The sequence below is a fragment of the Micromonospora cabrerizensis genome, from assembly GCF_022230955.1.
GTDB lineage: Bacteria > Actinomycetota > Actinomycetes > Mycobacteriales > Micromonosporaceae > Micromonospora > Micromonospora cabrerizensis.
In genome coordinates this window covers 12,175-32,672 of sequence record NZ_JAKKFI010000080.1, presented here as the reverse complement: position 1 = coordinate 32,672, position 20,498 = coordinate 12,175, and the positions used below count along the sequence as shown (strand labels likewise).

The 20,498-nt window shown below is 70.0% G+C and carries 17 protein-coding genes and 2 tRNA genes; 6 read left to right on the top strand and 13 right to left on the bottom strand.

The annotated features are described in order from the left end of the window. Positions 1-151: 151 nt before the first annotated feature. Together LADH09A_RS20955 and LADH09A_RS20950 are read left to right on the top strand one after the other, a co-directional pair. Positions 152-4,600 (top strand): cation-translocating P-type ATPase, encoded by a 4,449-nt coding sequence (locus LADH09A_RS20955; RefSeq protein WP_238647189.1) that lies wholly within the window; start codon positions 152-154, stop codon positions 4,598-4,600. Positions 4,601-4,662: 62 nt separating this feature from the next. Then, on the top strand, positions 4,663-5,463 hold the full coding sequence (locus LADH09A_RS20950; protein WP_238647176.1) for an MBL fold metallo-hydrolase: 801 nt from the start codon (positions 4,663-4,665) through the stop codon (positions 5,461-5,463). 98 nt (positions 5,464-5,561) lie between these two features. On the opposite strand, the gene LADH09A_RS20945 is transcribed toward LADH09A_RS20950, so the two are convergent. From LADH09A_RS20945 to LADH09A_RS20930, 4 genes are all read right to left on the bottom strand, one after another. Beyond that, positions 5,562-5,981 (bottom strand): CBS domain-containing protein, encoded by a 420-nt coding sequence (locus LADH09A_RS20945; RefSeq protein WP_141911976.1) that lies wholly within the window; start codon positions 5,979-5,981, stop codon positions 5,562-5,564. 117 nt (positions 5,982-6,098) lie between these two features. Continuing rightward, the gene (locus LADH09A_RS20940; protein ID WP_238647175.1) at positions 6,099-6,407 is read right to left on the bottom strand and encodes a hypothetical protein; all 309 of its coding nucleotides are present in this window, start codon (positions 6,405-6,407) and stop codon (positions 6,099-6,101) included. A gap of 62 nt (positions 6,408-6,469) precedes the next feature. Further along, a complete protein-coding gene (locus tag LADH09A_RS20935) occupies positions 6,470-6,844 on the bottom strand; it encodes a YciI family protein (protein ID WP_238647174.1) in 375 nt (124 codons plus the stop codon). 726 nt (positions 6,845-7,570) lie between these two features. Further along, the gene (locus LADH09A_RS20930) at positions 7,571-7,873 is read right to left on the bottom strand and encodes a DUF7677 family protein (RefSeq protein ID WP_238647173.1); all 303 of its coding nucleotides are present in this window, start codon (positions 7,871-7,873) and stop codon (positions 7,571-7,573) included. A gap of 323 nt (positions 7,874-8,196) precedes the next feature. On the opposite strand from LADH09A_RS20930, the gene LADH09A_RS20925 reads away from it, so the two are divergent. Together LADH09A_RS20925 and LADH09A_RS20920 are read left to right on the top strand one after the other, a co-directional pair. Next, on the top strand, positions 8,197-8,559 hold the full coding sequence (locus LADH09A_RS20925; RefSeq protein WP_238647172.1) for a hypothetical protein: 363 nt from the start codon (positions 8,197-8,199) through the stop codon (positions 8,557-8,559). Positions 8,560-9,821: 1,262 nt separating this feature from the next. Next, a complete protein-coding gene (locus tag LADH09A_RS20920; protein WP_238647171.1) occupies positions 9,822-10,760 on the top strand; it encodes a tyrosine-type recombinase/integrase in 939 nt (312 codons plus the stop codon). 55 nt (positions 10,761-10,815) lie between these two features. Here the strand turns inward: LADH09A_RS20920 and LADH09A_RS20915 are convergent. From LADH09A_RS20915 to gyrB, 6 genes are all read right to left on the bottom strand, one after another. After that, positions 10,816-10,891: transfer RNA gene (locus tag LADH09A_RS20915), tRNA-Ala, on the bottom strand. Positions 10,892-10,934: 43 nt separating this feature from the next. Beyond that, positions 10,935-11,063 carry a DLW-39 family protein gene (locus LADH09A_RS20910; RefSeq protein WP_007453934.1) on the bottom strand — a complete coding sequence of 43 codons (129 nt, stop codon included), beginning with the start codon at positions 11,061-11,063 and terminating at the stop codon, positions 10,935-10,937. A 43-nt stretch (positions 11,064-11,106) separates the two neighbouring features. Next, a tRNA-Ile gene (locus LADH09A_RS20905) sits at positions 11,107-11,180 on the bottom strand. A 151-nt stretch (positions 11,181-11,331) separates the two neighbouring features. Further along, entirely contained in the window at positions 11,332-12,240 is a 909-nt protein-coding gene (locus LADH09A_RS20900) for a DUF3566 domain-containing protein (protein WP_238647170.1), read from the bottom strand. Positions 12,241-12,244: 4 nt separating this feature from the next. Continuing rightward, positions 12,245-14,767, bottom strand: a complete 2,523-nt coding sequence (gyrA, locus tag LADH09A_RS20895; protein ID WP_238647169.1) for a DNA gyrase subunit A — start codon at positions 14,765-14,767, stop codon at positions 12,245-12,247. 130 nt (positions 14,768-14,897) lie between these two features. Beyond that, positions 14,898-16,844, bottom strand: a complete 1,947-nt coding sequence (gene gyrB, locus LADH09A_RS20890; RefSeq protein ID WP_179781522.1) for a DNA topoisomerase (ATP-hydrolyzing) subunit B — start codon at positions 16,842-16,844, stop codon at positions 14,898-14,900. A gap of 521 nt (positions 16,845-17,365) precedes the next feature. Here gyrB and LADH09A_RS20885 point away from each other — a divergent pair. Further along, positions 17,366-17,920, top strand: coding sequence for a hypothetical protein (locus LADH09A_RS20885; protein ID WP_238647168.1), 555 nt, complete (start codon positions 17,366-17,368; stop codon positions 17,918-17,920). Here LADH09A_RS20885 and LADH09A_RS20880 read toward each other — a convergent pair. Then, positions 17,905-18,405: a MarR family winged helix-turn-helix transcriptional regulator gene (locus LADH09A_RS20880; protein ID WP_238647167.1), complete on the bottom strand. Its 501-nt coding sequence runs from the start codon at positions 18,403-18,405 to the stop codon at positions 17,905-17,907. The two genes, LADH09A_RS20885 and LADH09A_RS20880, sit on opposite strands and share 16 nt — an antisense overlap. Positions 18,406-18,523: 118 nt before the next feature. Here LADH09A_RS20880 and LADH09A_RS20875 point away from each other — a divergent pair, with 118 nt between their 5' ends. After that, positions 18,524-18,751, top strand: coding sequence for a hypothetical protein (locus LADH09A_RS20875; protein WP_238647166.1), 228 nt, complete (start codon positions 18,524-18,526; stop codon positions 18,749-18,751). A 6-nt stretch (positions 18,752-18,757) separates the two neighbouring features. Here LADH09A_RS20875 and LADH09A_RS20870 read toward each other — a convergent pair whose 3' ends face one another. Beyond that, the gene (locus LADH09A_RS20870; protein ID WP_238647165.1) at positions 18,758-19,375 is read right to left on the bottom strand and encodes a DciA family protein; all 618 of its coding nucleotides are present in this window, start codon (positions 19,373-19,375) and stop codon (positions 18,758-18,760) included. Beyond that, positions 19,365-20,498 (bottom strand): DNA replication/repair protein RecF, encoded by a 1,134-nt coding sequence (recF, locus tag LADH09A_RS20865; protein ID WP_238647164.1) that lies wholly within the window; start codon positions 20,496-20,498, stop codon positions 19,365-19,367. The genes LADH09A_RS20870 and recF overlap by 11 nt, the downstream gene beginning before the upstream one ends.

Sequence of the window (20,498 nt, the reverse complement as noted above, 5' to 3'; positions counted from 1 at the left end):
TGCGTCGGCAGCGACGGAAAGTTCCACCACTTGAGGGGCATAACGGACGGCAGGTCGGGAAGCCAGGCCGCCGGACGTGGAGGCGGTGGGAGGACAAGATGGCGAACGTCAGGACCAGCAGCAACAGGGGCCCGTCCAGCCGTACGCCTCGATGACGGCGGTGGGTCGCGCTGCCGGCCGAATCCTGCCGTCCTTCGGGGTGCCGCACCTGCTCGGCGAGGCGTCCCGGACCGTCGGCTCGGCCGCGACACGGCTGGCGCGGACGGCCGGGTTGAGCCGGCGTCGGGTCTGGTCCCGGCCGGGCCGGCACCACATCGAGGTGCACGGCGTCTGCCAGGACGGTGGGAACCAGCTGGCACGTCAGGTGGAGGGCGCGCTGGAGCGGATGCCCGGGGTCGCCTGGGCCCGGGTCAACGCCCCGTCCGGCCGGGTGGTGGTGGCCGTCGAGACGCCCGAGCCGACGCTGCGCGCCCTGATCGCCGCGATCGAGCGGGTCGAGCGGACCTGCGACCACGAACCCGACCCGGAGATCCCGCCGCCGCACCCGCCGGAGGAGGGGCCACGGACCCCTCGCACCCTGGGCGCGCTCGCCTCGGACGCACTGGGCCTGACCATCTCGGCGGCCACCCGGATCCTGCCGTTCGCGCCGCTGCCCGGCGAGGTGGCGGGCCTGCTCTCCGCGGTGGATCTGCAACCCAAGCTGCACGAGTTCGTCGGCAGGCGGCTTCGCTCCGACCCGCGCGCCGACCTGCTCTTCCCGCTGGCCGAGGCGGTGGTGCAGGGCTTGACCGGGCGTTGGACCGGGATCGTCCTGGACGGCGCCCAGCGGGTGGTGCAGTGGGGCGAGGCGCGGGCCCAGCTCTCCGCCTGGGAGCGGGCGGAGCCACGGCTGACCGGCGAGGCGGAACGCGCCACCGCCCGATGGCCGGTGGTCGAACGTCCCCGGCCGAAGCCGGACGGCCCGGTCGAGCGGTACATCAACCGGATGCTCGCCGCGGGGACGGCCGCCGGCGCGGCGGCGATCCCGTTCGCCGGGCCGAAGCGGGCCACCGCGCTCGGCCTCTCCGCGCTGCCCAAGGCGCCCGGCAGCGGACGGGAGGGCTACGCGGCACAGCTCGGGCGGATGCTGGCCCGGCGCGGGGTGATCGCGATGGACCGCAGTGTGTTGCGGGAGTTGGACCGCATCGACACGCTCGTGCTGGACGCCGCGGTGCTCGGCTCGGACCGGGGCGTACTGGCCGATCTGGCACCCGTGCCCGGTGCGGACGTCGACCAGGTGGCGGAGCGGGCCTTCGCGCTGTTCGACCCCGAGGATCCGGCCGCCTCCCGGACGGCGGACGGTTGGCGGCTCGGACCGCTGGACCAGATGCCCGCTCACGATCCCGGCAACGTGCCGGACGCCGACCGGCTCCGCTCGGCCGGCGGCCAACTGCTCGGTCTCGCCCACGGCGACCGGCTCGCCGCACTGCTGCGGGTCGAGCCGGAACCCGCACCCGGCGTCGACGGTCTGCCAGCCGCCGCCCGGCAGGCCGGACTGCGGCTGGTGGTGGCTGGCGGGGACGAGCAGCGGTACGGATTCGCCGATGCGATGCTGCCCGGCGGGGACCGCCTGGCCGAGTCGGTACGGACGTTGCAGCACGACGGCGCGGTGGTGATGCTGGTCTCCGCGGACCGCAGGGCGCTCGGCGCGTCCGACTGCGGTCTCGGGTTCGCCGCGCCGGAGGATCTCCCGCCGTGGGGGGCGCACCTGCTGGTCGGTGCCGACCTGCGGGTGGTGGCCCTGGTGATCGAGGCGACCGGGGTTGCTCGGCGCACAGCACAGCAGAACATCCGGTTGGCCATGGCCGGGAGCGGTCTGGGGGCGCTGGGCGCGTTCACGGCACCGCCGACCGAGCTGCCCGGCCGGTCGCTCGTCGCGGTGAACGGCGCGGCCGGGCTGGCGTTCGCGAACGGGGTCTGGCAGGCCCGCCGGTTGCACGACCAGTCGGACACCCCGGCGCCGGTCACGACCCCCTGGCACCTGATGCCCGTCGGCACCGTGCTCGACCACCTGCGGTCCACGCCGGACGGGCTGGCCAGCGCGGAGGCGCAGCGGCGGCACCACGGCGGCGGCAACGGCGATGCCGGACCGAGCGGTGGAGGATTGCTGCGTGCCTTCGTGGACGAGCTGTCCAACCCGCTCACCCCGGTGCTGGTGGCCGGGGCGGTGCTCTCCGCGTCGTTCGGATCGCTGGTCGACGCGGCACTGGTGGGCAGTGTGGTCGGCGGGTCCGCCCTGATCGGCGCGGTGCACGAACGCAACACCGAACGGTCACTGGCCGAACTGCTGTCCCGTTCGGCGGTGACCGCACGGGTCCGTCGCGACGGTGCCGAGCAGGTTCTCGCCGCCGAGGACCTGGTCCTCGGAGACGTCATCGCCCTTGAGCCGGGTGACTCGGTGCCCGCCGACTGTCGCATCCTCGAGGCGGTGGGTCTGGAGGCGGACGAATCCTCGCTGACCGGCGAGTCGTTGCCGGTCGCCAAGTCCAACCGGCCGGTGGTGGCCGCCGCGATCGCCGACCGGCACTCCATGCTGTACGAGGGCACCACCGTCGCCGCCGGGCATGGCACCGCCGTGGTGGTGGCGACCGGGTCGGACACCGAATCCGGCCGTAGCCTCGCCCTGGTCAAGCAGGCCCCGCCAGCCAGTGGAGTGGAAGCTCGGCTCGGCTCGTTGACCAGGGCGGCCATCCCGTTGGCCGCCGGGTCGGCGGTGGCGGTGGCCGGCGCGGGTCTGCTTCGGGGCGTACCCCTGGCCGAGACGGCGGCGACCGCCGCGAACCTCGCCGTGGCGTCCGTGCCGGAGGGGTTGCCGTTCCTGGTCAGCGCGGCGCAGCTGGCAGCAGCACGGCGGCTGGCCGAGCACGGTGCCCTGGTCCGCAACCCGCGCACCATCGAGGCGCTGGGCCGGGTCGACGTGCTCTGTTTCGACAAGACCGGCACCCTCACCGAGGGTCAGTTGCTGCTCGCCGGGGTCGGCGACAGCACCGGCGACCGGTACGCCCCGGTGGACCGACTGGACGACCGACTCCGGTTGACGCTGGCAGCGGCGCTGCGGGCCACGCCCGCCGCGACGAAGCCGGAGGAGTTGGCGATGCAGACCGACCGGGCCGTCTGGCGGGGTGCCGGCGAGGCCAAGGTGGTGGAGCAGACCGGTGCACCCGGTTGGCGGGCCGCCGGTGGGCTGCCGTTCGAGCCGTCCCGTGGCTACCACGCGAGCGTCGGGGAGACCGGCGGCCGCCTGTTGTTGAGCGTCAAAGGTGCTCCGGAGACGGTGCTGCCGCGCTGTTCGGCCCGGCGTACGGACGGCAGTCAGGTGCCGCTGGACGACGCCGGCCGCGCGGAGCTGGAGCGGATGCTGGCCGACCGGGCCGGGGCGGGTAACCGGATCCTGGCTGTCGCCGAGTGCACGGTGGACGACCCGAAGGTGACCGACTCCGGTGTGCGCGGGCTCACCTTCGTGGGCTTCCTGGCCCTCGCGGACGGGGTTCGGGAGAGCGCCGCCCCGGCGGTGCGGCGGATCCGGCAGGCCGGCGTGCACACCATCATGATCACCGGCGATCACCCCGCCACCGCCGAGGCGATCGCCGCCACCATCAGCGAGCACGACGAACAGCGGGTGGTCACTGCCGGCGAACTCGACCAACTGGACGACGACGCGCTCGCCGAGCGGTTGGCCAACACCGACGTGGTGGCGCGCTGCACCCCGGCACACAAGGTGCGGATCATCCAGGCGTTGCAGAAGTGCGGGCGAACCGTGGCGATGACCGGCGACGGTGCCAACGACGCCCCGGCGATCCGGTTGGCCGACGTCGGCATCGCCCTCGGCCAGCGGGGCACCCCGGCCGCTCGCGCCGCAGCCGATCTGGTGGTCACCGACGACCGGCTGGAAACCATCATCGCGACCCTGATCGAAGGGCGGGCGATGTGGTCGTCGGTGCGGCACGCGCTCAGCATCCTGGTCGGCGGCAACCTCGGCGAGATCGCGTTCAGTGTGCTCACCGCCGCGGCGACCGGCCGCTCCGCGCTCACCGGACGACAACTGCTGCTGGTCAACCTGCTCACCGACCTGGCGCCGGCACTGGCCATCGCCGTCCGGCCACCAGCGTCGGACCGCACCGACGCGCTGCTGCGGGAGGGCCCGGACACGGCGCTCGGCGAGAGCCTCACCAGGGAGATCGGGCTGCGGGCGGCAGCCACCACGCTGGGCGCGACCGCCGGCTGGACGTTGGCCCGCTACACCGGCCGCCGCCAGCGAGCCGGAACGGTCGCCCTGGTCTCGCTGGTCGGCACCCAACTCGGCCAGACCATCCTGGCCGGCGGCACCAGCCCGGCCGTGCTGGCGTCCACGGCGGCGTCGCTGGGCGTGCTGGTCGTCGTGGTGCAGACGCCGGGGGTGAGCCAGTTCTTCGGCTGCACCCCGCTCGGGCCGGTCGGCTGGACCATCGGGGCCGGGTCGGCGCTCGGCGCCACCTTCGCCAACGGCGCGCTCACCAAGCTGATGGAACACGTGCCGCAGGCCCGACCGGACGGGGAAGGCGCGAGCGGTTCCGAGGGCTGAGCATCGAACCGAGCGCTTGCTCACGCCTCACCGGGGTACCGCAGCCGGAGGAGGTGGGCACAATGGCGGAGCAACCACAGGTGACGTTCATCGGTACCGCGACGACGGTGCTGCGGATCGGCGGGTTCACCCTGTTGACCGACCCGAACTTTCTGCACCGGGGCCAACGGGCGTACCTGGGCAAGGGTCTGTGGTCGCGTCGCCGCACGGACCCGGCGCTGCGCATCGCCCAGCTTCCGGAACTCGACGCGGTGGTCCTCTCCCACCTGCACGGCGACCACTTCGACCGGGTCGCCCGCCGGAAACTGGACCGCGATCTGCCCATCGTCACCACACCGGCGGCGGAACGCCGGCTGCGTCGCTGGGGCTTCCAGGCCGCGCAGGGCCTGCCGACCTGGTCGTCCCGCGAGCTACACCGCGACGGTACGACGCTGCGCCTGACCTCGATGCCCGGACAGCACGGCCCGGGTGCCCTGGACCTGCTGATGCCCGACGTCATGGGCACGATGATCGACGTGGAGCGCTCCGGGAGGCGCGAGTTCCGGCTCTACGTCACCGGTGACACGCTCAACCGGCCGCTGCTGACCGCCATCCCCGAGCGCTACCCGGACATCGACGCGATGCTCATCCACCTCGGCGGCACGAAGGTCGCCGGGATCCTGCTCACCATGGACGCGCGGCAGGGCGCCGACCTGGTGGAACTGGTCCGCCCGAAGTTGACCGTGCCGATCCACTACGACGACTATCTGGTGTTCCGCTCGCCCCTGGCGCACTTCGTCGACGAGGCCCGCCGCCGCGGCTGGGTGAAGCAGGTCCGGACCATCGCCCGCGGGGAGACCGCCCCGCTCACCCCGCCCTCCTGACCGCCTCCCTCGCTCTGTCCTCCTGACGGCCGATCGGGCGGCGCCCGACACGACGATCGCCGCCCATGCGGGGCGGCGACCGGGAACGGGTGCGACGGTCAGCTGCGCTCGGAGATGGCCTCGATGAGGTCGCCCACAGGGCGCTCCGGCAGGGAACGGGCCACGTCGGCGACGGCCACGATGCCGACCAGCTCATGCCCGTCGATCACCGGCAGCCGGCGTACCTTGTGCTGGCCCATGGTCCGCAGGATCTCGGCCGCGTCGTCGTCCGCGCCAATGGTCACCGCCTCGCCCTGGGCCAGCTCACCGGCCGTCACGTTGGCCGGGTCGCGGCCCTCGGCCAGCACCTTCACTACGATGTCGCGGTCGGTCAGCATGCCCTTGAGGCGGTTGTCGTCACCGCAGATCGGCAGTGAACCGACCCCCAGCTCCGCCATCTGCTTCGCGGCCGACTTCAGGTCGTCCTGCTCGCGGACACAGGTCACGTCGTTCGTCATGATCTCGCGTGCCGTAGGCATTGGTAGGACACCTCACTTCCGGGGGTTGTTGCCGTTTCTCCTACCCCGGTCGGGCACGGCCATGCCGCCCGCCTTGTCATCGTCGCGCGCCCGCGCCGTCCGTACGCGGCCTGTTCTTCACTGCTCGTCGGAGCGGAACGGGTCCCGTTGCGGGCCCTGCTCGGCCCAGCAGAGGCCACCGCGAAACTCCACCCCGGGGATGCCGTCGGCCAGGTGGCTGATGTCCACGATGCTCGACACGGAGGTGGCGAGGTCCGATCGAAGCTCCTCGACCGCCGTCTCCAGGTCGTCCTCCTCTGTGGACCAGTCGATGTCCGCCGCCCACAGGTCGGCGACCGCGTGACCGGTGACCGCCGCCGGGTCGGTGACGAGCACCTCGACCCGGCAGTAGATGTGCATGGTGACCGGTGCTGACTGTTCGCCCATGCACTGATCATGACGACGACGGCTCCGACGTGGTAATCCCCTTGGCCGACGACGTCCGAATGTCAGCCCCGGCTCTCGGCCTCACGGAGCATCGCGTCCGTCTCGGGGTCGGGCATGAGCTCCCGGACCTCCTGGGCGCAGCGGCACGCGGCGGCGAACCTGGCAGCCCAGGCCAGCGCGTCCTCCCGGGTGGCCGCGTCGATGACGACGAACCCGCCAATGACCTCCTTGGTCTCCGGGTAAGGGCCGTCGGTGACCGTCCCGTCGGTGGCCACGATGCTCGCCTGCTGCCTTTCGAGGCCGGTGCCGTACACCCAGACGCCGGCGCTCACGGCCTCCTGGACCACCGCGTGCGCGGCCTTGCCCACGTCGGGCAACTCCTCAGCGGGGATGTGGTCCATGGCGCCGTCATTGAACGAGATCAGGTACCGCGTCATCCTCATGACTCCCTTGTCCCGGCGGCCAACCGCGGCCACCTCTCGTCTGCTCTACGAACGGCTTCCCCCGGATTCGACACTGTGCCAGAGAAATTTCGCGGGATCTGTCCGTCAGTTTGAAGCAACGATCGACGGCGAGCGAAAGCGCCCCGGTGAGGGCGATCGATCGGTCTATAAGGTGCGATCGTGAGGAGATCTCAGCGCCGCCCACCACCTGGCCTGAGTCGCCGAGCCAGCCGTTTCGTGACCGTGCACGGCTCTGGTGGAATCGCTCGGTGCTGGCTGGCGTTTGCTGCACTCCCCCGTCGAACTAGCCGAACTGAGGCGGCGCCTCGCCACGCGGAATGAGGATGCCGCGTTCGGCATCATCTCGCCCGGAACGTTGGACTGGATGGCAGCCGTCTCGGAGGAGCCACATGGCGAGCGGAGGAGGGCGTCGTCGCAACCTGGCCGTTCGAGCTGATCACCGTCGTCGGGCTGCCTGGGCCATCGATGGTGCGGGGCGAGGAGAGGAAGGCGTAACCGCTCGGAAGCGCGATCAATCAGGAAAGTGCTGGTGGAGCCCAGAGGACTCGAACCCCTAACCCCTGCCTTGCAAAGATCAAGACTGCTGTCGACTGGCGTCGGCGGCTGCCGTTGACCTGCTCGCCTTGTCGCCTCGCGTCGACCCCTAACCGTCTCCGTCGGTCGGCTTGACTGTACGGGTGGCTGTACAGCCACCCGTCGTCACGGCAGTTCTAGCTCCCAAGCCTCGAATGGCGGCTCGACTGTGTACTCCCGGTCGCAGTAGCGGCGGATGTACTGCGCGGCGCGCCACTCGGCATCACCTGCGTTCGTCACCTGGCCGTGCTCGTTGATGTCGAGCACGTTGGAGAAGATCGCCATGACCTGTTCGAGCGTCGAGCCGAACTGCATGAGAGCAGGCCGGTAGTCAATCCCGTCCAGGAGGTCTAGGCACAGCGTGCCATTGGCGAGGTAGAACGCGAAGAACCGGTAACACGACCTGACATCTTCCGGCAACTGGCCCACGCGCTGATCATGCGGCACTGGCCAGAGCACTGCTACCCGGTGGCAAGCCGCGTAGCGGCGCGGCAGCGATCGCCCCGCCCTCGCCGTCGGCTGGCCTCTCTCGTGATCGTCACGGCATCACTTGGAAGCGACCGCATCAGCGACCTACGCATTACGAGATCAAATTACTTGTCCCGGCGACCTGGCCGCATGCCGCTCTAGCAGCGAAAACACCTCTCAACGTCTCACACCACTCCCCCGCCGCCCACCGACCTCTTGCGGACTAGATGCGGACTGCTCACCTGCGGGACGGTGCGGAGCGTCAGGGTGGCACAGTAACCGGCATGGTGAAGGGCGTCCGGATGCCTCTGTTTTCGTGGGGCTGCCGATACGCAGTGTTGGCACTTCGGGCCGAGGAGCTATGCCGTGCCGCCACGGGACATGCCCTGGTCGACTACAAGGGTCCCGTGGAGTGGATCGAGGACCTGCAAGAGGAAGCCCCACCCACGGCGGCCGAGCTGGTCAGTAGCGCTGAGGAGCTACTAGCCGAGCTGCCGGGGTTGATGTTGAACGCGTCCTTGACCGAAACGCTCTACCAGACAGTCGAGGCGATCAGGTCGACTGTTTCTCACAAACCGGGTCTGGTGACGACTCCGGAGCGGAGCTTGCTCACGGTGGATGTCGACGCGCTATTCGAAGCGGGATGACGCGGGCTTGGCGGGAGAGGTCTTTGTACTGCACGTCGTCATTGGGCGGATCTCCTCGTCGGGCAGTCGTAGACCGTCCAGCCTCCCCGGACGGGGACAAGGTGGAGCGCCCTACCGGACGAACGACCTTGGCCCCATCCGGGGAGGCTGGTAGCCCTTGTGGTGCCCGGCGAGGTGATCCGCTCGCGGCTGATCTCTGAGGAGGGCCGGGGTTCGGGGCGGAGCCCTGAGGTCTTCTGATTCTGTGATTCCCGAGCGTGGCCGGCCGGCCCGGCCGATGCCGGCCGGAGGTCGCCAGCAGGCCGGGGCCGGGCCGGCGCGGCCCGCTTGCGGGCCGCCTTGATTCTTAAGAGGTCAATTCGGCAGTGAAACCGGCTCGCCAAGCTGTCCTGCCGCGACTGATGTGCGATGGTTCTCCGCCAACTGATCTGCGGCACCTCGGCGCGCTGATCCCGCCAGATCAATGCGCCCGATCGTGGGTGGCGTCGATCCGATTAGGCTCCGGTGGAGGTGTCCGAGCCATATGCAGCGTCATGCATTGTCTTCGCGTCCCCACCGCCGCCTTTGCCCCGGATCGTGCCCTTGTTGGAACGCCGACGTTGGTCTTGCAGCTCGGCCATAGCTCGCTGTGCGTTCCGCATGACGGGGTCACGGGTCAACGATGCGCGGGCCACCCGGCGGCGTCGCACAACGACAACGGCCGACGTAACGACAAGCAGCAGCGCTACGCCGCCCGCTGCGGTCCAGAGCCAGAACATCGTCATGGTCCTACTCCAATCGGGCCGTCGCCCCGGTTGCCTCAGCATGACCCATCAGCGCAAGCGATCTGCCGCCGTAGGCGAATGTTCGGATCTTCCGCATCGGCTGCACGGCAATCGAACGCATGCGCATCGACATGACGGAACGTTTCGTCGGCGACTAACCTGCCGCACCTAGATTGCTGGAGCCTGTCGCAGATCACCTGGCGGAGATGCGTTGCGCATCGGTTGTCGGATCACCAACCGGCTCGCCAAGCTGAGTGCAGTAGGCCAGGGTGGCGTCGTCATGGGTCTTGCCACGCGGCCACCTCCTACCCTGCGGATCGCTGCATTCCGCTGCTCGGACTTGCCTGATGACTTCGGATGGTCCCGACCTAGTGATGAGGGCGAGAACTTCCGGCCAGTCCGCGAGTGCGAAGCGATCCACGATGCGGCTTGCCCCATCACTGAGCAGGACGGCGCCAACTTCAGCTCGGCGTCGACCTCACCGCGCAGCCTCGGACGTTGGAAGCCTGGTTGACGGAGTGGCTGCGGGACGTGAAGGCGCACGACGGCACCCGACCGTCAACGCTGGTGCGCTACCGCCTGGCCGTGAGCAAGCACCTGGTGCCGGGCCTCGGTCGGGTCAAGCTCGACCGGTTGACGCCTCGGGACGTGCAGCGGTTCCTGACCGGGCTGCGGGGCAAGCTCGCCCCGGCCAGCATCATCAAGGTGCACGCCGTCCTGCGCGTCGCCCTGGCCGACGCCGAGCGGATGGACTTGGTCCCGCGCAACGTCGCCAAGGCCGCCAAGCCACCGGCCCTCGGCAGAACCGAGCGGCGCGCTCTGACGCCCGAGGAAGCCAAGACGCTGCTGTCGGTGTTGACCGGGGACCAGTTGGAGTCGCTGTTCGTCCTGGCGCTGGCGACCGGGCTGCGGCGGGCTGAGCTGTTGGGCCTGCGGTGGTCGGATGTCGACCTGCCGGGAAGGGCGCTGTTCGTTCGGCAGACGCTCCAGCGCACGGATCACGGGTTGGTGTTCGTGCCACCGAAGACGCACCGGTCGGCCCGTCCGCTGCCGCTGTCGGCTCTGGCCGTTCGGGCGTTGGAGGCACAGCGTGTGCGCCAGGCCAAGGAACGGCTCGCGGCCGGCGAGGTGTGGTCCGATCTGGGCCCGGTCTTCGCCAGCACGATCGGCACTGCCATGGAGCCGCGGAACGTCAACCGGCGCTTCGAGCAGCTCCGCGCGGCGGCCGGGCTTGACTGGCTACACCTGCACGACCTGCGGCACGCCTTCGCCACGTTCCTGCTCGACCAAGGCGAGGAGCTGCGAACGGTGATGGAGCTGCTCGGGCACTCCACCATCCGGATGACGGCCGACACCTACGGCCACGTTCTGCCGGCGCGGGCTCGTCAGGCTGCCTCGGCCATTGACCGAATTCTCGGCCAGGAGGGGACGGCGTGACCGGCTTGGCTGTACGGATGGCTGTACTCGGACCGAGATCATCCGGAGAAAGTGCTGGTGGAGCCCAGGGGACTCGAACCCCTAACCCCTGCCTTGCAAAGGCAGTGCTCTGCCAGTTGAGCTAGGGCCCCGTGAGTGGCCGTGGCGTCGATCGCTCGTCGCCGGGCCGGACCTTCAGCGCAGGTCGGGCGCGGTGGTCGCCTCGTGCCACAGGGCACGCTCGTCGTTCGCGGCCTTGACCTTGTTGAAGACGACGGCAGCCACACCGACGACGCCGGCCAGGATCAGCAGCTTCTTGAACATGGGGCGACCCCTCGCGCTCGACTAGCGTCGGACGACAATGCGGTGGGGCTAGATGGAATCGAACCATCGACCTCAGAGTTATCAGCTCTGCGCTCTAACCGACTGAGCTATAGCCCCGCGTTGCGACGAGCAAGATTAACCCATCCGCTCTGCCGGCCCCAAATCGGGGTCCGACCCTGCGAGCCGGGCCGTCGTCGCCTGCAAAAACCTACCTGAGTACGGGACGCCGGAGCGACCGCATTACGCGGTGCCCCGGCGTCCCGGTCGCTCAGTCGCGCTCGGCGAGGGTCAGCTCGATCCCGCCGACCAGGTCGGCGCAGACGTTGTAGACGAACGCTCCCAGCGTGGCCAACGCGGTGAACAGCACCACGTTGACCAGGCCGATCAGCGCCGAGCTGAGGATCACGCCCTTGGCGGTGATCTGGAACCCGCTGGTGCTCTCGCCACCGCCGGCGTTGACCAGGTCACTCAGGCTGTCGTTGACGCTCTGGAACACACCCATCGCGTCCAACGCCAGGTACAGCACCGAGGTGGCGACCACGACGACGATGAAGAGCACCACCGAGACGGCGAATGCGAACTTCATCACCGACCACGGGTCGATCCGCTTCAGGTTCAGTCGGGCCCGGCGCGGTCCGCGGGACGCGGCCGAGCTGACCGAGGTACGCGCCGCGCGTACCGCGTCGCCAACGCGGGCTGCCCCGACGGCGGACGCGTTGCCGATGCCCGGCGGCAGGCCACCACCGCTGGCCGGGCGGGCGGCCGCGGCCGTACGCGACGCGTCCGACTGCGGCTGGGTCATGCCCGGTGTGATTCGCGGCTGGGTGCCGGTGGACCCGGTCGACGCCGCCTGCCCGGGCCGGACGTTGATCGGCTGGGTGGTCGCCGGACGAGCCGAGGGTGCCGCCGCCGAACCCGAAGGTGTGGCGGCGGCCGTCGGCGCCTCGGCGCCGGACGTCTCGGTCTTGTCGGCGGCCCCAGCGTCCTCACCGGCCGGCTCAGGCGGGGGTGTCATGCCCGGAGCCCTCGTGAATTTCGGGGCAGGCGCATCGGCGGGGACCGTAGCCCGGCCCACGGCCGCGCGGCCGGTCGCTGGTGTGCCGCCCTTGGCGGCCTCCTCGTCGACCGGGTTGGCCGAGGTCCCCGTGTTCCCCGACTTCGCCTGTGTCTCCGTCATTCAACTAGTCCTGTTCGTCAGGCTCGTCGGCATTGCGAGCAATCGCCACGATAGTCACGCCGTCCGGGAGGTCCATCAGCTTGACCCCCATTGTGTTCCGGTCACGCGTACGGCGTACAGGCTTCACCGGAGTCCGAATGACACCACCATTGCTGGTGATCGCGAACAGCTCGTCGTCCGGATCGATCACCACCGCGCCGACCAGACCACCGCGCCGTTCGGTGATCTTCGCAGTCAACACGCCCTTACCTCCCCGGCCCTGCACCGGGTATTCCTCGATCGGGGTCCGCTTCGCGTATCCCCCGTTCGTGGCCACCAGAACGTCCAGGCCGTCCCGGACGACCTCCATGGCGAGCAGGACATCGTCGTCCGTGAAGCGCATCCCGATGACACCCGAGGTGGCCCGGCCCATCGGCCGCAACGCCTCGTCCGAGGCGTTGAACCGGATCGCCTGTGCCTTCTTGGAGACCAGCAGCAGGTCGTTCTCCGGCGCAACCAACGCAGCACCGACCAGCTCGTCCTCATCGCGCAGGTTGATCGCGATGATGCCGCCGGAACGGTTGGAGTCGAACTCCTCGAGCCGCGTCTTCTTCACCAGGCCGTTCTTCGTGGCCAGTACCAGATAGGGGGCTACCTGGTAGTTCGGGATCTCAATGATCTGCGCGATCTGCTCGTCGGGTAGGAAGGCGAGCAGGTTGGCCACGTGTTGGCCCTTGGCTACCCTACTGGCCTCCGGCAACTCGTACGCCTTGGCCCGGTAGACGCGGCCCTTGTTCGTCAGGAACAGGATCCAGTCGTGGGTCGAGCAGACGAAGAAGTGGCTGACGATGTCGTCCTGCCGCAGCGTAGCGCCGCTGACGCCCTTGCCGCCGCGCCGCTGCGAGCGGTAGAGATCGACCTTGGTCCGCTTGGCGTACCCGGTCCGGGTGATCGTGACGACCACGTCCTCGCGGGCGATGAGGTCCTCCATCGAGACCTCGCCGTCGAACGGGATGATCTGCGTCCGCCGTTCGTCGCCCCACTTGGCGACGATCTCGCCGAGCTCCTCCGAGATGATCCTCCGCTGGCGCTCCGGCTTGGCGAGGATGTCCTTGAGGTCGGCGATCTCGATCTCGAGCTTGGCCAGGTCGTCGACGATCCGCTGCCGCTCCAGGGCGGCGAGCCGGCGCAGCTGCATGTCGAGGATCGCGGTCGCCTGGATCTCGTCGATATCCAGCAGCCGGATCAGGCCCTGCCGGGCGTCGTCCACGGTCGGCGAACGCCGGATCAGCGCGATGACCTCGTCCAGTGCGTCCAGCGCCTTGCCGAGACCGCGCAGGATGTGCGCCCGCTCCTCGGCCTTGCGCAGCCGGAACGCGGTCCGCCGGCGGATCACGTCGATCTGGTGCTCGACGTAGTAGCGGATGAACTGCGCCAGGTTGAGCGTGCGCGGCACCCCGTCGACCAGGGCCAGCATGTTGGCGCCGAAGGTCTCCTGGAGCTGGGTGTGCTTGTAGAGGTTGTTCAGCACGACCTTCGCGACCGCGTCGCGCTTGAGCACCAGGACGATCCGCATGCCGGTACGACCGGAGGACTCGTCGCGGATGTCGGCGATCCCGGCGAGCTTGCCCTCCTTGATCAGCTCGGCGATCCGCTCGGCGAGGTTGTCCGGGTTGACCTGGTAGGGCAGCTCGCTGACGACCAGGCAGGGGCGGCCCCGCTTGTCCTCCTCGACCTCCACCACGGCGCGCATCCGGATCGAGCCGCGACCGGTGCGGTACGCGTCCTGGATCGCGGTGGTGCCGACGATCAGGCCGTGGGTCGGGAAGTCCGGACCCTTGACGATGCCGAGCAACGCCTCGAGGGTGGCCTCCTCGTCCTCCTCGGGGTGCTCCAGGCACCACTGCACCGCCGCACCGATCTCCCGCAGGTTGTGCGGCGGGATCTTGGTGGCCATGCCGACCGCGATGCCCTCGGAGCCGTTCAGCAGCAGGTTGGGGATCCGCGACGGCAGGATCGTGGGCTCCTTGGCCCGACCGTCGTAGTTGTTCTGGAGTTCGACGGTGTCCTCGTCGATGTCCCGCAGCATCTCCATGGCCAGCGGGTCCAGCTTGCACTCGGTGTATCGCATCGCGGCGGCCGGATCGTTACCCGGCGAGCCGAAGTTGCCGTTGCCGTCGACCAGCGGGTAGCGCAGCGACCAGGGCTGCGCCATCCGGACCAGCGCGTCGTAGATCGACGAGTCGCCGTGCGGGTGGAACTGACCCATCACGTCGCCGACGACCCGGGAGCACTTCACGTAGCCGCGGTCCGGCCGGTAGCCGGAGTCGAACATGGCGTAGAGGATCTTGCGGTGGACCGGCTTGAGCCCGTCCCGGACGTCCGGAAGCGCGCGCCCGACGATGACGCTCATCGCGTAGTCGAGGTAGGAGCGCTGCATCTCCACCTCGAGCCCGACCGGTTCGATCCGGTCGTGCGCGACCACGGCGGCGATGGCCTCGGCGGGGACCCCTGGCTCGTTCGGTGTGGACTCGGGAGAATCGGTCACTGTATACCCTTATCAGACTCAGAGTCGTTTTTGTGCTGTGGATAACCGCTGTGGATACCGGCCAAGCTGTGGATAACTCTGTGGATCGGTGGATCGGCCGGGCAGCACCCGGCCGATCCACCGCGATCCGTCAGATGTCCAGGAACCGCACGTCCTTGGCGTTGCGCTGGATGAACGACCGGCGCGCCTCGACGTCCTCACCCATCAGCACACTGAACAACTCGTCGGCGGTCGCCGCGTCGTCGAGAGTGACCTGACGCAGGGTACGCGTCGCCGGGTTCATCGTGGTTTCCCACAGCTCGGGATAGTTCATCTCGCCGAGGCCCTTGAAGCGCTGGATGTCGTCCGGCTTGGCGTTCGGCTTCTTCTGCTGACGCAGCGCGATCAGCCCGTCCCGCTCGCGGTCGGAGTAGGCGTACTGCGCGTCGTCGCCCTTCTTGTTCCACTTGATCTTGTAGAGCGGCGGGGCGGCGAGGTAGACGTTGCCCATCTCGACCAGCGGGCGCATGAAGCGGAACAGCAGGGTGAGTAGCAGCGTCTGGATGTGCTGACCGTCGACGTCCGCGTCGGCCATCAGCACCACCTTGTGGTACCGCAGCTTCTCCATGTCGAAGTCGTCGTGGATGCCGGTGCCCAGTGCCGTGATCAGCGCCTGGACCTCGTTGTTCTTGAGCACCCGGTCGATCCGGGCCTTCTCCACGTTGAGGATCTTGCCGCGGATCGGCAGGATCGCCTGCGTCCGCGGGTCGCGGCCCTGCTTGGCCGAGCCGCCGGCCGAGTCGCCCTCGACGATGAACACCTCGGACTCACGCGGGTCGGTGGACTGGCAGTCGGCCAGCTTGCCCGGCATCGAGCCGGACTCCAGCAGCGACTTGCGTCGGGCCAGCTTGCGCGCCTGCTGCGCGGCGATCCGGGCCCGCGCCGCCTGGGAGGCCTTCGTGATGATCATCTTGGCCTCGGCCGGGTTGCGGTCGAACCAGTCGACCAGCCGGTCGTTGCAGACCCGCTGCACGAAGCTCTTCACCGGGGTGTTGCCGAGCTTGGTCTTGGTCTGACCCTCGAACTGCGGGTTGGCCAGCTTGACCGAGATGATCGCCGCGAGCCCTTCGCGGATGTCCTCGCCGGAGAGCTTCTCGTCGCCCTTGAGCAGCTTCTTGTCGGTGCCGTACCGGTTGACCACGCTCGTCAGCGCGGAGCGGAAGCCCTCCTCGTGGGTGCCGCCCTCGTGCGTGTTGATCGTGTTGGCGAAGGTGTAGACCGACTCGCCGTACGACTCGTTCCACTGCATGGCGATCTCGAGCGACATGCCCTCCTCCTCGGCGCCGAACTCGACCACGGTCTTGTGGATCGGGCTCTTCGAGGCGTTGAGGTGTCGGACGAAGTCGGCGATGCCACCCTCGTAGTAGAAGGTCACCTCTCGCTGCCGGCCGTCCTCCTCCTCGGCCACCCGCTCGTCGAGCAGGTGGATGCGCAGGGCGCGGTTGAGGAAGGCCATCTCCTGAAGGCGTCGGTAGATGGTCTGGAAGTCGAAGTCGACGGTCTCGAACACGTCGGGGTCGGGCCAGAAGGAGACCGCCGAGCCGGTGCGGTCGGTGGCCTCGCCCTTCTCCAGCGGGCTCGGCTTGGAGTTGGTGTAGTGCTGCCGCCACACGGCGCCGGACTTGTGGATCTCCACGAACATCTTGGTGGAGAGGGCGTTCACCACGGAGACACCGACGCCGTGCAGACCGCCGGAGACCGCGTACGCCTTGCCGTCGAACTTGCCACCCGCGTGCAGGATCGTCAGCGCGACCTCGACGCCCGGCTTCTTGAGCTTCGGGTGAAGGTCGACCGGGAAGCCACGGCCGTTGTCGGTGACCCGCACGCCGCCGTCGGCGAGCAGCACCACGTCGATGGTGTCGCAGTATCCGGCGAGGGCCTCGTCGACAGCGTTGTCCACGACCTCCCAGACGAGGTGGTGGAGACCGCGCTCGCCGGTGGACCCGATGTACATACCGGGCCGCTTGCGAACCGCCTCCAGACCCTCCAGAACGGTGATCGACTCTGCGCCGTACTCCTGCTTGTCCTGCGCTGCCACCCTCGGCCACTTTCTCGCGTCAGCCACGCCGGTAGGGCGCGTCGGGCGCGGGTTCGGCGGACAGGACGCGACGTCGGCGCGCGGACCGGTGCCGGAGACCTCCGGACAGCGGGTCGAACGCGCCGGTCGCCGCGGTTGCCCGCGGATCGCGATCGGCTCGACCCGACGTGGAGAATGAATCTGGGGCCACCGGCCCCGTCCCTCTCCCACACCGGGTCTTCGTCTCGCTGTCAATCCTACTGTGCGCGGGGGACAGAACCACCACTCGGCACCCTCAGAGAGGCGGCTGAGAAGTCCGTAGCCGGCAGAACCCCGTTGCCCGCGACTCCCCCCACACGCCAGGGTCCGATCGCACGCGCCGCCCCCGGACGGGTTGACCCGCGCCCGGGCGGGTCGGGGGTCGCGGCCGAAGCATCCGTGCCGTACGTTTGCGGCGCCCCGGAACCTGCCTTGATCTTTACCGGCCGGAACCGGGACGATCGACCCGATCGACCCGACACGTGCTCTTGAAGAGGTGACAGATGGGGCTGGACAACGTCGCGGTGCACTGGCCGCGGACCGGCCGCTTCTACGATCCGGTCGCACCGGCCGAGTTCGTCGACTTCGGCGAGATCGTGGACCTGCCGCGGATCTCCGCGCCGACGGCCGCCCTGGCCGAGTTGATCGCGAAGACCGGCACGATCCGGGCGACCGCGTACACCGAGCTGGTGGATCTGCTCCTCGGGCTGGAAGGTGTGTTGTACGCCACAGACGCCGCCGCCGAGGACGAGGACCCGGTGATCGACCCGGACGGCTGCTCCTGGATCGCCAGCGGCATCGAGAGGTTCGTGTCCGGGCACCGCCCGTACGGCGAGGCGGTCACCTTCGAGTCGGTGAGCACGGTGCTGCGTTCCCTGCTGGGCGACGGCAGGCTGGCCGAGCAGCAGTTGCGGTGGCTGGAGAGCCGGCTCGACGCGCTGCGCGACGAGCGCGGCGACCCGCCGCAGTGGAACTTCACCTGCGCCGAGCTGGGCGTGCTGGCCGCGTTCTACCGGCGCTGCGCCGAGCGAGGTTTCGCCGTCTACGCCGACGCCTGAGCCGCCGCACCGGCCGTCGGCGAGGTCGGGCCGCCGCCCGGCCGGTTGGCCGCCGCGATCAGCTGCGTGAGCACCGAGTGCAGGTGTTGCAGGTCCTCCACCGGCAACCCGAGTCGCTGCACGATCGCGGCCGGGATCAGCTCGGCCTGGCTTCGTAGCGCGGCACCGCTGGCGGTGAGGGTGACGGCGAGGCTGCGCTCGTCGCTGGGGTCGCGCTCCCGGCGCAGGTAGCCGGCTGCCTCAAGCCGCTTGAGCAGGGGTGACAGCGTGCCCGGGTCGAGCTGTAGGAGGCGGCTGAGGTCGCGGCCGGACAGCGGTGCGTGCTGCCAGAGCGCCAACATGACCAAATACTGCGGGTGGGTCAGCCCCATCGGCTCCAGAAGTGGGCGGTAGACCGCCACCACACTGCGCGCGGCCACCGAGAGGGCGAAACAGACCTGCTGCTCCAGCGCCAGCGGGTCGACGCCCTCCGGTCTCTCGCTCATCGGTTGCCCTCCTGATGCACGATGGCTATCGTACCAATCATTGGTGCACCAACCATTGGTGTCCCAATGATCTGCGTGTTCGACGGACGAGATCACACGACGCGGGAGAGTGCGGCAGATGAGCGAGGACGGCGCGGTCACCAGGGCCCCGGGCGAGGGCGGCCGACTGCTGAGCTGGGCCTTCCGGCACCTCGCCGGCCCCGCCGAGGGCGTGAAGGGCGCGGTGCAGGGCGGCTCGGCCGAGGCCCGCGAGGCATGGAAGCGCGACCTGGCCGAGCGCAAGCGCTTCACCCGGGAGCAGCGCGAACGCAAGCGGGCCGACCGCGAGGCCCGCCGGCGGGGCTGAGGCCCGTCAGCCGTACGTGTCGCGGGGGCCCCGGCCGCGCACCCGACGCGGCCCCTTCGCCCAGGACGGCGCGGCCGGGCCGTGGATGTGCAGCTTGCGCACCACGTTGTGCCCGACCTCGCTGGCGATCTGCTTGAGCAACGAGCCGGCGAGCAGCCGCAGCTGGGTGGCCCACGCCGTCGAGCGCGCCTCCACGGTCAGCTCGCCGTTCTCCAGCTTGACCGGGCGACTGTTCTGCGCGACCTCCGCGCCGACGACCCGCTCCCAGGCGCCGAACACCGTGGCCTCGGCCGCCGGCTGCTGCCAGCCGCGCGCCTTCACCAACCGGTTCAGCACGGCGCTGAGCGGCTGGGGATCGCGCGGGTCGGGGCCCGGGCCCGAGTAGCCGCGCAACCGCCGCCCCGAGCCGCCGGCCGCGTCGCCGCCCGCACCGCCGGGGGTACGCCGGGCGCGCGCCGCCTGCTGCCGTTTGGTCAGCGCCGCGTCGAGCACCGCCCGGGCAAGCTCCGGCCCGCTGGCGGCCGCCGCCGGCTCACCGCCGGTCGATTCCGCTCCGGGGGTACGCGCGGCAGCGGCGTCGCCCTTGCCGGCCTCGGGCCGCTTGCGGCGTGGCTCATCCGACACGGCGTACCGTCCCTTCGCCGACCTGGTAGCGGGTGCCCCGCAGAGCGGCCGGCACGTCGTCGTCCACAGCGCAGGTGACCAGCAGCTGACTCGCCCCACCCACCAGCTCCGCCAGCCGCTCCCGGCGGCCGGTGTCCAACTCGGCGAACACGTCGTCGAGCACCAGCACCGGCTCGATGCCGTCGGCGCGCAGCAGGTCGTAACCGGCCAGCCGCAGCGCGAGCGCGAACGACCACGACTCACCGTGGCTGGCGTACCCCTTGGCGGGCAGTGGCCCGAGGGTCAGCGCCAGTTCGTCGCGGTGCGGGCCGACCAGCGTGGTGCCCCGTTCGATCTCCGCGGAGCGGGACGCGGCCAGGGCGGCGGTCAGCGCCTCCGCCAGCGCGGCCCGGTCGGTCGTCGGCTCGGCCAGCTCGATCGAGGGCCGGTAGGCGATGCTGGCCGCACCCCGACCGGCGGCCACCGCGTCGTACGCCTTGGCGACGTGCGGGGTGAGCGCGGCGACCAGCTCCAGCCGGCCGGCCAGCAACTCCGCGCCGTGCTGGGCCAGGTGCGTGTCCCAGACGGCAAGGGTGCCGAGGTCGCCGCCCCGGGACCCGCCGGTCTTGCGAGCCAGGTACGCGGTGCGCAGCAGAGCGTTGCGCTGCTTGACCACCCGCTCGTAGTCGGCCCGCACACCCGCGTACCGGGGTTGACGGTTGACCAGCAGGTCATCCAGGTAACGGCGGCGCTCGGACGGGTCACCACGGACCAGCTCAAGATCCTCCGGGGCGAAGAGCACGAGTCGCAGGGCGCCGAGCACGTCCCGGGCCCGCCGCGCCGGTGACCGGCCCAGCCGCGCCCGGTTGGCCTTGCCGGGCACGATCTCCAACTCGACCAGGAGTTCCCGACCGTCGTGGGCCACCGCGCAGCGGATCACCGCCGACGCAGCGCCCATCCGGACCAGAGGCGCGTCGGTGGCGACCCGGTGCGAATCCAGGGTCGCCACGTAGCCCAGCGCCTCGACGAGATTGGTCTTGCCGACGCCGTTGGCGCCGATCAGGACGTTCGCCCCCGGCTGGAGGTCGACGGCCACCCGCTCGTACGAGCGAAAGTCGACCAGTTCCAACCGTTGGACGTACAC

What these genes read in the sequence shown, in the direction of transcription:
- LADH09A_RS20875 (WP_238647166.1), top strand. Translation starts at nt 18,524, where the DNA reads ATGAGCGAGGACGGCGCGGTCACCAGGGCCCCGGGCGAGGGCGGCCGA.
- LADH09A_RS20955 (WP_238647189.1), top strand. Translation starts at nt 152, where the DNA reads ATGACGGCGGTGGGTCGCGCTGCCGGCCGAATCCTGCCGTCCTTCGGG.
- LADH09A_RS20900 (WP_238647170.1), bottom strand. Translation starts at nt 12,240, where the DNA reads ATGACGGAGACACAGGCGAAGTCGGGGAACACGGGGACCTCGGCCAAC.
- LADH09A_RS20935 (WP_238647174.1), bottom strand. Translation starts at nt 6,844, where the DNA reads ATGACGCGGTACCTGATCTCGTTCAATGACGGCGCCATGGACCACATC.
- LADH09A_RS20940 (WP_238647175.1), bottom strand. Translation starts at nt 6,407, where the DNA reads ATGGGCGAACAGTCAGCACCGGTCACCATGCACATCTACTGCCGGGTC.
- LADH09A_RS20945 (WP_141911976.1), bottom strand. Translation starts at nt 5,981, where the DNA reads ATGCCTACGGCACGCGAGATCATGACGAACGACGTGACCTGTGTCCGC.
- LADH09A_RS20880 (WP_238647167.1), bottom strand. Translation starts at nt 18,405, where the DNA reads ATGAGCGAGAGACCGGAGGGCGTCGACCCGCTGGCGCTGGAGCAGCAG.
- LADH09A_RS20885 (WP_238647168.1), top strand. Translation starts at nt 17,366, where the DNA reads ATGGGGCTGGACAACGTCGCGGTGCACTGGCCGCGGACCGGCCGCTTC.
- LADH09A_RS20910 (WP_007453934.1), bottom strand. Translation starts at nt 11,063, where the DNA reads ATGTTCAAGAAGCTGCTGATCCTGGCCGGCGTCGTCGGTGTGGCTGCC.
- LADH09A_RS20950 (WP_238647176.1), top strand. Translation starts at nt 4,663, where the DNA reads ATGGCGGAGCAACCACAGGTGACGTTCATCGGTACCGCGACGACGGTG.
- LADH09A_RS20925 (WP_238647172.1), top strand. Translation starts at nt 8,197, where the DNA reads ATGGTGAAGGGCGTCCGGATGCCTCTGTTTTCGTGGGGCTGCCGATAC.